Origin of the sequence: Streptomyces sp. NPDC020731 (assembly GCF_044334705.1) — a bacterium.
Taxonomy (GTDB): domain Bacteria; phylum Actinomycetota; class Actinomycetes; order Streptomycetales; family Streptomycetaceae; genus Streptomyces.
On sequence record NZ_JBIRTN010000012.1, the window covers coordinates 256,511 to 266,806 of the forward strand.

Consider the following 10,296-nt stretch of genomic DNA (forward strand, 5'->3'; position numbering starts at 1 on the left):
GGCGCCCCTGGTGCGGCAGGCGTACGGGGTTACGCTCCCGCGTCCGCCGCCTGGGCACGCAGCGCCCGTTCCACTCCCGCGCGGGATTCCGAGACCAGGCGGCGCAGGGCCGCGCCCGGGGCCGTGGCCGTCAGCCAGGCGTCCGTCTTGTCGAGGGTCTCGCCGGAGACCTGGATGCCCGGGTAGAGGCCGACCGCGATCTGCTGGGCCATCTCGTGCGAGCGGGACGACCAGACGTCCGCCAGGACCTCGAAGTACCGGTCCGTGTACGGGGCGAGCAGCTCCCGCTGGTCGGTCTGGACGAAGCCGGCGATGACCGCCTCCTGGACGGCGTTCGGCAGCTTGTCGGACTCGACGACCGACGCCCACGCCTCCGCCTTGGCCTCCTCCGTCGGGCGGGCCGCGCGGGCGGTCGCGGCGTGGCGCTCACCGGCCGCCGTCCTGTCCCGCTCGTACTCGGCCGCGATCTCCGCCTCGCCGAAGCGGCCCACCGCCGCCAGCCGCTGTACGAACGCCCAGCGCAGCTCCGTGTCGACGGCCAGGCCCTCGATGGTCTGGGTGCCGGTCAGCAGCCCTTCCAGCAGGTCCAGCTGCTCCGGGGTGCGGGCGGTGGCCGCGAAGGCGCGCGCCCACGCCAGCTGGTGGTCGCTCGCCGCCTCCGCGGACCGCAGGTGGGCCAGCGTGGCGTCGGTCCAGCGGGACAGCAGGGTCTCGCGGGTGGCGGGGGCGGTGTACAGGTCGATCGCCAGCTTCACCTGGCGGTGCAGCGACTGCACGACACCGATGTCGGACTCCTTGCCGATGCCCGACAGCACGAGCGAGAGGTAGTCGCGGGTGGCGAGTTCGGCGTCCCGGGTCATGTCCCAGGCGGAGGCCCAGGACAGGGCGCGGGGGAGTGAGGACTCGAAGTCGCCCAGGTGCTCGGTGACGAAGGCGAGGGACTGCTCGTCCAGGCGGACCTTGGCGTAGGACAGGTCGTCGTCGTTGAGGAGGACGACCGCCGGGCGGCGCTTGCCGGCCAGCTGCGGTACGGCGGTCAGTTCGCCGTCCACGTCCAGTTCGACGCGGTCGCCGCGCACCAGCTTGCCCGAGGCCTCGTCGAGGTCGTACAGGCCGATCGCGATGCGGTGCGGGCGCAGGGTCGGCTCGCCCTTCGCGCCGGCCGGGAGCGCGGGGGCCTCCTGGCGGACGGCGAAGGAGGTGATGACACCGTTGCCGTCGGTCTCGATCTCCGGGCGCAGGACGTTGATGCCGGCCGTCTCCAGCCACTGCTTCGACCAGGTCCTCAGATCGCGGCCGGAGGTCTCCTCCAGCGCGCCCAGCAGGTCCGGCAGGCGCGTGTTGCCGTACGCGTGGCGCTTGAAGTACGCCTGCACGCCCCGGAAGAAGGCGTCCTCACCGACGTACGCGACCAGCTGCTTCAGCACCGACGCGCCCTTGGCGTACGTGATGCCGTCGAAGTTGACGAGCACGTCGTCCAGGTCGCTGATGTCGGCCATGATCGGGTGCGTGGACGGCAGCTGGTCCTGGCGGTAGGCCCAGGTCTTCATCTGGTTCGCGAACGTCGTCCACGAGTGCGGCCACTTCGAGCCGGGCGCGTCGGCCTGGCAGGCGGCCTCGGCGTAGGTGGCGAACGACTCGTTCAGCCACAGGTCGTTCCACCACTCCATGGTGACCAGGTCGCCGAACCACATGTGGGCCAGCTCGTGCAGGATCGTGGCGGCCCGCACCTCGTACGCGGCGTCGGTCACCTTCGACCGGAACACGTACTGGTCGCGGATCGTCACCGCGCCCGCGTTCTCCATCGCGCCCGCGTTGAACTCCGGTACGAACAGCTGGTCGTACTTCGCGAACGGGTACGCGTAGTCGAACTTCTCCTGGAACCACTCGAAGCCCTGCCGGGTCACCGCGAAGATCGCGTCCGCGTCGAGGTAGTCGGCGAGCGAGGGACGGCAGTAGATGCCGAGCGGGACGGACTGGCCGTCCTTCTCGTAGACGCTGTGCACGGAGTGGTACGGGCCGGCGATCAGCGCCGTGATGTACGACGAGATGCGTGGGGTCGGCTCGAACTCCCAGACGTTGTCGCGCGGTTCGGGCGTCGGCGAGTTGGAGATGACGGTCCAGCCCTCCGGCGCCTTCACGGTGAACCGGAAGGTCGCCTTGAGGTCCGGCTGCTCGAAGCTCGCGAAGACGCGGCGGGCGTCCGGAACCTCGAACTGGGTGTACAGGTACGCCTGGTCGTCGACCGGGTCGACGAACCGGTGCAGCCCCTCACCCGTGTTGGTGTACGCGCAGTCGGCCTCCACCCGGAGGATGTTGCGGCCCTTCAGCAGACCGGGCAGGGCGATGCGGGAGTCCGCGAAGACCTCGGCGGGGTCGAGGGAGTCACCGTTGAGGGTCACCTCGTGCACGGCCGGAGCGACCAGGTCGATGAACGACTCCGCGCCGTCGCCCTCCTCGGCGACGTCGAAGCGCACCGTGGTCACGGACCGGTAGGTTCCGCCCTCCTGCGCGCCGGAGAGATCGAGATCGATCTCGTACGAGTCAACGGTCAGCAGCTTCGCCCGCCGCTGCGCCTCTTCGCGGGTCAGGTTTGTGCCAGGCACGCGGTCATCTCCTCGTTATGTGTGGGTTGCGTCATCCTTCCACGCGGGATCGGGAACGGGGGGCGACGGAGCCGGACCATGGGGATACCCCTGTATCGGGTCCGGCGGGTGGAGGCGTGATACGAGGTCCGAAAGCCGCCAGCGGGCCGGGGGCGGCGGGGCGAGGCTGGACGGCATGACGATCCACACGCTCCACGCCGCACGTCCCGTTCCCGCGCCGGTTGTGCAGGAACTGCTGGCCACCGACGACGCCGGCCGCCCGGCCGTACCCTTCACCGACGACGAGGGTGGCGCCCCGCTCCGCTGCTGCCTGCGCCGCAGCCACGTCGGTGAACGGATCGCGCTCGTCTCGTACGCGCCCCTGCGCCGCTGGGCGGCGGAGACAGGCGCGGACCCGGGCCCGTACGACGAACAGGGACCGGTCTTCGTCCACGCCGGGGAGTGCGAGGGCCGTCCGGAGGGAGAGGCCCTCCCCTTCACCCACGCCCACCGCACCCTGCGCCGCTACTCCGCCGACGGCCGCATCCTGGGCGGGCGGCTGGTGGAGGCCCCGGAGGATTTCGTACCGGTCCTCGACGAGGCGTTCGACGATCCCGAGGTGGCGCTGGTGCACGTACGCGCCGTGGAGCACGGCTGCTTCCTGTACGAGGTGCGCCGGGACTGACCGCCGGCCACCGTACGAGCGAAGAGGCGGGCGCCCCACCAGGGGACGCCCGCCTCTTCCGTCGTCATCGGCGTCAGCCGCGCAGCTCCGCCGCCACCAGCTCCGCGATCTGCACCGCGTTCAGCGCGGCGCCCTTGCGGAGGTTGTCGTTGGAGACGAACAGCGCGAGGCCGTGGTCCACCGTCTCGTCGGGGCGGATGCGGCCGACGTAGGACGGGTCCTGGCCGGCGGCCTGGAGCGGGGTCGGGATGTCGGTGAGGACCACGCCGGGAGCCTCCGCCAGCAGCTCGGTCGCGCGCTCGGCGCTGATCGGGCGGGCGAAACGGGCGTTGATCTGCAGCGAGTGCCCGGAGAAGACCGGGACGCGCACACAGGTACCGGAGACCTTCAGGCCGGGGATGCCCAGGATCTTGCGCGACTCGTTGCGGAGCTTCTGCTCCTCGTCGGTCTCGTTCAGGCCGTCGTCGACGAGGTTGCCGGCGAGGGGCAGCACGTTGAAGGCGATGGGGCGCTTGTAGACGCCGGGCTCGGGGAAGTCGACCGCCGCGCCGTCGTGGGTCAGCTTGTCGGCCTCGTCGATCACCTTCTGCGCCTGGCCGTGCAGCTCCGCGACGCCCGCGAGACCGGAACCGGACACCGCCTGGTACGTGGCGACGACCAGCGCCTGAAGCCCCGCCTCCGCGTGCAGCGGACGCAGCACCGGCATCGCGGCCATGGTGGTGCAGTTCGGGTTGGCGATGATGCCCTTGGGGCGGTCGGCGATCGCGTGCGGGTTCACCTCGGAGACGACGAGGGGGACCTCGGGGTCCTTGCGCCAGGCGGAGGAGTTGTCGATCACGACCGCGCCCTGCGCGGCGACCTTCTCGGCCAGCGCCTTCGAGGTCGCGCCGCCCGCGGAGAACAGCACGATGTCCAGACCGCTGTAGTCGGCGGTCGACGCGTCCTCCACCGTCACGCCGTCCAGCTCCGTGCCCGCCGAACGGGCCGAGGCGAACAGGCGCAGCTCGGTGACGGGGAAGTCGCGCTCCTTGAGGATCCTGCGCATGACCGTGCCCACCTGACCGGTGGCTCCGACGATTCCGACCCTCACGGTGACTCCCTACTGTGTCCTGATTCGTTCATGAATGCCTGGCCGAGGCTCTTCCATCATGCGGCCGACCACGGTCCGCCTGTCCAATTCTTTGCGGGTTCTGCCCGCCAGGTGGGACACCCCGGCAGCGGCCACCGCTTGCGGACCTTCGGCCGTCACCCCTGTGAACTGCAGGAATTCAGCTCTCGGGGGCCGCGGACCGCAAGGTCCCCTGCCCGGTCCGATCCCGGCCACACGGCGGTGTGACGTACGCCTCGACCGGATCCGGAGAACCCGGTCGAACGTTCCGGGCGGAAGCGGCGTCGTAGGAGAAACAGCGTGAGGGGGGTGGCCGGTGCTGCGCGGAAGGACCCGGCGCGGCCGGGGGTCGTCGTACGCCGCCACGGGCGACGACCCGCTGGACGCGGCGCAGGAACGCCGGGTGCGGGCGGTGCTCGCACTGGGCGGGGTACCGCAGACGGACCTGCCGGACGGGGTGCAGCAGGTCCGTCTGCGGCTGCTGGAACGCGCCGCGAGCGGGCGGGAGGCGCCGCGGGACGTCTCGGCGTGGGCGGCGGTCGTCGCCTCCAACCTCGCCATGGACTGGCACCGGGCCAAACGCCGCCAGGAGCGGCTGGGCGAGCGCCTCGCGTCGCTCCGTCCGGCACAGGCCCCGTCCGGCGAGGAGACCAGCCTGCTCTCCCTCGCCGTGGCCCGCGGCCTGGACGAGCTGCCCGACGCGCAGCGCCAGGTGGTGGTGCTGCGCTTCTACGCCGATCTGCCGGTACGGTCCATCGCCGAGCAGCTCGGCGTACCGGAGGGCACGGTCAAGAGCAGGCTGCACACGGCGGTACGCGCCCTGCGCGCCCGCCTGCACGAGGACGAGGTGGTCTGACATGCCCGCCCACGACGAGACCCGGGACCCCTCCGGTGAAGGACCCGAGTACGACGGCATGGACGCCCTGATGGCCGCCCTCCTCGACGAGCCGCTGCCGGAGGGGGCCCGGCGGGATCCGGCGTTCCTGGCCGCGCGGGACGCGGCCGTCGCCGACCTCGTGGTCCTGCGCGAGCAGCTGACGGTGATCGGAGACACCCTCGCCGGTGCGCGGGACGGTGCGCCGGCGGGGCGGGACGAGGCCGCTCGGCCCGGGAAACGGCCGGAACCCGACGCCGGGCCGGGGGGACGCGCTCCGGGCGGCACGGCGCCCGGCCACGCGGCGACCGGGCCCGCCCCGCCGAGGGGCCCGTCCTCCCGTCGGCGCTCCCGTCACCGGCCGATGAAGGTCGCCCTCGGTGGGCTCGTCGCCGCTGCCGCCGCCGGTCTCGTCCTCGGCATGGGGTGGCTCGTGACGCAGGGCGGGGGAGCGTCGGACTCGGGGGACAGTGCCGTCGCGCAGTCGGATGCCAAGGAGGCGGACGGGGTCGCCTTCGGCAGCCCCCGCTACCTCGCCTGCGCCCGCCTCGTCGCCGAGGGCACCGTGCTGGCGGTGGACCCGGTGCCGGGGGCCGGTGCGGAACGCGTCACGCTGAAGGCGAGCCGCTACTACAAGGGCGCCGGCGAGGTCACCTTCCTCCGGGACCTCGTCGACGCCCCCCCGCTGCACGAGGGCGACCACGTGATGGTCGGCATGCCCCCCGACGGCGTCCACCCGGACATGGTGGTCGTCGGGGAGGCGGACATCGCCCCCGAGCGGGCCCGGATCACCGCCTCGCTCCCCGAGTCGCGCACCCTCACCTGCGGCTGAGCACGACGAAGGGGCGGGCGCCCGTAACGGACGCCCGCCCCCGGATCCCACGTCAGCCGCTTACGGAGCGACCTTCTCGATCGCCACGTTGCCGACGCCCGCGACCGTGCCGCGCGCGTTCACCAGCTGGACGCGCCCGAAGAACGCGCGCCCCTCGGGGGCCGCCGCCGCGACGGTGACGTCACCGGAGACGCTGGCCGAGTCGCCCGTGCCGAGCCGCACCGGCGCGGAGCCGCCGACGTCGACGGAGCCGAGCGAGGCGGAGAAGAACACGTCCCGGTAGTCGTAGTCCGTGGAACCGGCCGGGACGGAGTAGCCCACGACCTCCACGGTGTACGTACCGGCCGCCGGGGAGGCGATGGAGACCGACTCCTCCGAGTCACCGTCGGCGGACTGGCCGACCTGGTTGCCGTCCTGGTCGTAGACCTTCAGGTCCAGGTCGGCGGAGGCGTCCGAGACGTTGCCGATGGCCACGTCGAGCGACGTGGCGCCCGCGGGCACCTCGACCGTGGTCGTGTGCGTGTCGCCGGTCCCGATGGCCGGCCGCTCCGTCTTCGACGAGCCGAGCGGACCGCCCACCAGCTTGCCGTCCAGCGCGGCGAACCCGTTCGTCACCTTCCACGAGACGGCGGCCGGCGTGCCGACCTTCGCCTCGGGCACGGTCACGGTCTCCGGGGCGAAGGCCGCGCCGAGGACGGCGACGTCGAGCTTGTACGGGTTGTCGAGCAGCGGCGAGGTGCGGCGGGCCTCGACCTCGATCTCCCACACGCCCGGCTGCGGGTTCTCGTACGCGCGCAGGTCGGGGCGGCAGCCGTTGCCGTCGTTGTAGTTGTGGTAGCAGTCCGGCGTCGACGTGCTGTCGGCCGGGACGCCGTACGGGTGGATGGCGATGAACCGGGTCTGGCTCCTGCCCTTCAGCCCGCTCATCGCGACCTCCAGCGTCTTCGCGCCCTCGGGCACGGTGACGAAGTAGGAGGTGGTGCTGTTGCGCTGGGCCGTGCCGGACGCGGAGAAGGTGTGCTCCAGCGGCGCGGAGACGACCACGGTGCTGAGGATCTGCTGGTCGACGCCCTCGGTGCGCGGGTCGTCGACCTCCAGGATCGCGCTCTTGATGCCGGCCGAGCGCGGCGCGGCCTGGACCTTGACGGTGACCGGCTCGTTCAGCGGCAGCCGGACGTCGTCGTCGCCGACGATGCGGAAGGTGTGGCCGGCGTTGTTCTCGATGCCGAGCTCGTGCCGGACCGCGCGGTCGGGGCCGGACGTACGGGTGATCGTGATGTCGTACGTCTTCTTCTGCCCGGTCTTCAGGCCGCCCTCACGGTCGTAGAGGCCCGTGCCGAAGCCGGGCGTCCCGAGGAACTGGTCGATCGCGGTGTCGACCGGCGCCTTCACCGTGTAGTCGTGCGCGGTGGCGCCGTCGCGGATGGCGTCCCAGGCGTCCTCGATGTCGATGAGGCCGGCGCCCTCCTCGTAGGCCTGCACACCCTTGATGTGCTCGGCGGTGGAGGTGAGGGCGGTGCGCAGCTCCGCGGGCGTGAGGTCGATGTGCTTCCGCTTCGCGGCGGACAGCAGCAGCGCGGAGGCGCCGGCGGCCTGCGGGGAGGCCATCGAGGTGCCCTGCAGCATGCCGTAGCCGGCCGGGAGGTCGTAGCCCGCCTCGGCGACCGGGGCGCCCGGCATCCAGGTCTGGATGGTGTTGATCGCCGCGCCGGGCGCGACCAGCGTCGGCGTGAAGCCGCCGTCCTCACGCGGACCGCGCGAGGAGAACGGCATCATGGCGTACTTCTTCTCCACCACGGAGCCGTAGTTGGCGGCCCAGGTCTCGCGGGAGACGGACGCGCCGACGGAGATGACCTTGTCGGCCAGACCGGGGTCGCCGATGGTGTTGACGCCGGGGCCGGAGTTGCCCGCGGAGATCACCAGCTGGACGCCGTAGGTGTCGATCAGGCGGGTGTACAGCTCGGCGCGGGCGTTGTTGCCGTCGTTGAGCGCCGGCAGACCGCCGATGGACATGTTGACGATGTCGACGCCGCGCTCGGTGACGAGGTCGATCATGCCCTCGGTGAGCGCCACGTTGGTGCAGCCGCCGGTCCAGGTGCAGGCGCGCGACGAGACGATCTTCGCGCCGGGGGCGGCGCCGTCCATCCGCCCGCCGAACAGGCCGTTGGCGGCGGTGATGCCGGCGACGTGCGTGCCGTGCTCGGACTCGATGACACCGATGTTGACGAAGTCGGCCGTCTTGCCGACCCAGTCGCCGCCGTAGGGGTCCATCGGGACGTCCTTGCGGATCTCCACGACGAACGGCTGACGCTCGGCGATGCCGGTCTTCGGGTCGTCGGTGCCGAAGTACCCGACCTGGAAGCCGTCCTTGTACGGCTTCATCGGGGCGTCGTCGCCGAAGTCCTGGTTGTTGTTCAGGTCGACGCGGACCGTGCCGGCCGCCGCGTCGTAGAGGACGCCCCAGGAGTCGGTGGTGTCGCCGTCGCGGTTGGCGTCGCCCTTCGCGTCACCGCCGGTGGTGTAGGACTCCAGGAAGGTGCTGATCCGGTACGAACCGGCCGGAGCCTGCCAGGTCCTGCCGCTGTAGGTGAAGGCCGGCCCGGAGACGGAGGAGACCATCGGGCGCCAGGTCTGGTCGCTGTCCACGATGGGGTCGGTCGCCGTCACCCAGTCGACGATCTTGCGCTCGCCGGTGGTGGTCTCCTGCAGCGCCGGGTGGCCGAGGTCGACGCCCGAGTCGAGGATGCCGATGGTGACCCCGCGGCCGTCCGCCTTCGGGTTGTCCTCGACGAACTCGACGGCACCGGTCTCGAAGGACGGGTTGTACGGGTTCTCCGCGGGAGTCCGCTTCCCCGGCGCCGGGTACGTGGCGGTGCCCTTGCCCCCGGCGTGCTTCGCGGTGTCCGCGCTCGGTGTCGGGTCGTCCAGCGGGATCTCCTCGCGCAGGTCGACGCCGTGCACGGAGGACAGCTTGATGGCGGCGGCGATCGCCGCGTCCGCCCTGCCGGTGGGGACGGTGGCCCGGACGTAGCCGAGCTCGTCGTGGGTCCGGCCGACCGAACCGCCCTTGACCGCGTCCAGCTGCTCGGCGACCTGCTCGGTCTTCCCGGGAGCGGTGGCGATCATCATCGTGACGTTCTTGGCGCCGTCGGCCTTGGCCTCGGCGAGCAGGTCCGCGTCGTCGGAGCCGAGCTTGGCGTGCGCGGACTTGACGTCCGCGTCGGCGGGGGCGGCGGGCGGCGTGTCGGCGGCCATGGCCAGAGGGATCGGCCCGGCCGCGGAGAGCGCGGCGACGAGACCGGCGGCCACGGCGATGCGGGCCACACGTCTCGCGCCCGGTATGGGTTCGCGCTGGGGGGAGTGGGTCATCGGCATCCCTTGTAAGTAAAGGAACGATCGTGGAGCGACCGGAGCCGATCGGCCCTGGTCGCGACGGTCCGGAAGGCGATTCCGGACGATCGTTGAGCCTTACGCAAGGGGCAGGTGTTTGGCGAGGGTTGGCCGAGTCGAAATGGATGTATGGGGAAAACCCCCGATGGCCTTATGGGGAGATGGGGGCCGGAAGGCGACAAGTCGCCCACGCGTGCCCCGCGGTACCGGCCGCCGGGTTGACGTCCCCGGATGCGACGGAATCTGCGGGTGGCGGCCTACGCCGTGGTGGTGCGCGACGGACAGTTCCCGCTCGCCCGGTCACCGGGCCCCGGAGGTGCCCCCGAGTGGGTGCTGCCGGGCGGGGGCATGGAGCACGGCGAGGATCCCTACGACACCGTGCGGCGGGAGGTCGAGGAGGAGACCGGCTGTCACATCGAGGTCACCGGACTGCTCGGCGTGAACTCCACCCGCCGCACCTTCCCCGCCCGCTTCGGCCGCTCCGTCGACCACCACGGCGTACGACTGGTCTACGAGGGCCGGATCACCGGCGGCGAACTCCGCTGTGAAATCGGCGGCTCCACCGAACTCGCCGCCTGGCAGCCCCTGCACGCCGTCCCGGACCTGATCCGCGTCCGCATGGTCGACATCGGGCTGCGACTGTGGCGGGAACGCCCGGCGGCCGGACGGGTGGACACCCCCTAGGGTCTGTTGCGAAAGTGGATCTTGTTCGTTCATGATCATGTCCCGTGGGACGTGGGGATCTGACGAACGGCCAGTGGGCCCGGCTTGAGCCGCTTCTGCCGCGGGGCATCAAGCCGGGCCGGCCGCAGGTGTGGACGC

7 protein-coding genes are annotated in these 10,296 nt (G+C 71.8%); 4 read left to right on the top strand and 3 right to left on the bottom strand.

Annotated features, from left to right (window positions below; all coding sequences use genetic code 11):
• Positions 1–29 precede the first annotated feature (29 nt).
• Positions 30–2,606 (bottom strand): aminopeptidase N, encoded by a 2,577-nt coding sequence (gene pepN / locus ACH4VX_RS20650; RefSeq protein ID WP_398368878.1) that lies wholly within the window; start codon positions 2,604–2,606, stop codon positions 30–32.
• 175 nt (positions 2,607–2,781) lie between these two features.
• Between pepN and ACH4VX_RS20655 the strand changes: the two genes are divergently transcribed.
• Positions 2,782–3,270: a DUF1203 domain-containing protein gene (locus tag ACH4VX_RS20655; protein ID WP_398368880.1), complete on the top strand. Its 489-nt coding sequence runs from the start codon at positions 2,782–2,784 to the stop codon at positions 3,268–3,270.
• Positions 3,271–3,343: 73 nt separating this feature from the next.
• Here ACH4VX_RS20655 and ACH4VX_RS20660 read toward each other — a convergent pair whose 3' ends face one another.
• Positions 3,344–4,360 carry an aspartate-semialdehyde dehydrogenase gene (locus tag ACH4VX_RS20660; RefSeq protein ID WP_398368881.1) on the bottom strand — a complete coding sequence of 339 codons (1,017 nt, stop codon included), beginning with the start codon at positions 4,358–4,360 and terminating at the stop codon, positions 3,344–3,346.
• 334 nt (positions 4,361–4,694) lie between these two features.
• Here ACH4VX_RS20660 and ACH4VX_RS20665 point away from each other — a divergent pair, with 334 nt between their 5' ends.
• On the top strand, positions 4,695–5,234 hold the full coding sequence (locus ACH4VX_RS20665) for an RNA polymerase sigma factor (protein ID WP_398368882.1): 540 nt from the start codon (positions 4,695–4,697) through the stop codon (positions 5,232–5,234).
• Between the two features lies 1 nt (position 5,235).
• The gene (locus tag ACH4VX_RS20670; protein WP_398368884.1) at positions 5,236–6,084 is read left to right on the top strand and encodes a hypothetical protein; all 849 of its coding nucleotides are present in this window, start codon (positions 5,236–5,238) and stop codon (positions 6,082–6,084) included.
• 60 nt (positions 6,085–6,144) lie between these two features.
• On the opposite strand, the gene ACH4VX_RS20675 is transcribed toward ACH4VX_RS20670, so the two are convergent.
• The gene (locus tag ACH4VX_RS20675) at positions 6,145–9,453 is read right to left on the bottom strand and encodes a S8 family serine peptidase (RefSeq protein WP_398368886.1); all 3,309 of its coding nucleotides are present in this window, start codon (positions 9,451–9,453) and stop codon (positions 6,145–6,147) included.
• A gap of 252 nt (positions 9,454–9,705) precedes the next feature.
• On the opposite strand from ACH4VX_RS20675, the gene ACH4VX_RS20680 reads away from it, so the two are divergent.
• Positions 9,706–10,158, top strand: a complete 453-nt coding sequence (locus tag ACH4VX_RS20680) for an NUDIX hydrolase (RefSeq protein WP_398368887.1) — start codon at positions 9,706–9,708, stop codon at positions 10,156–10,158.
• The last annotated feature ends 138 nt before the right edge of the window (positions 10,159–10,296 follow it).

Bases quoted from the DNA above. Each gene is read 5' to 3' on its own strand.
- ACH4VX_RS20655 (WP_398368880.1), top strand. From the start codon at position 2,782: ATGACGATCCACACGCTCCACGCCGCACGTCCCGTTCCCGCGCCGGTT.
- ACH4VX_RS20670 (WP_398368884.1), top strand. From the start codon at position 5,236: ATGCCCGCCCACGACGAGACCCGGGACCCCTCCGGTGAAGGACCCGAG.
- ACH4VX_RS20675 (WP_398368886.1), bottom strand. From the start codon at position 9,453: ATGACCCACTCCCCCCAGCGCGAACCCATACCGGGCGCGAGACGTGTG.
- ACH4VX_RS20680 (WP_398368887.1), top strand. From the start codon at position 9,706: ATGCGACGGAATCTGCGGGTGGCGGCCTACGCCGTGGTGGTGCGCGAC.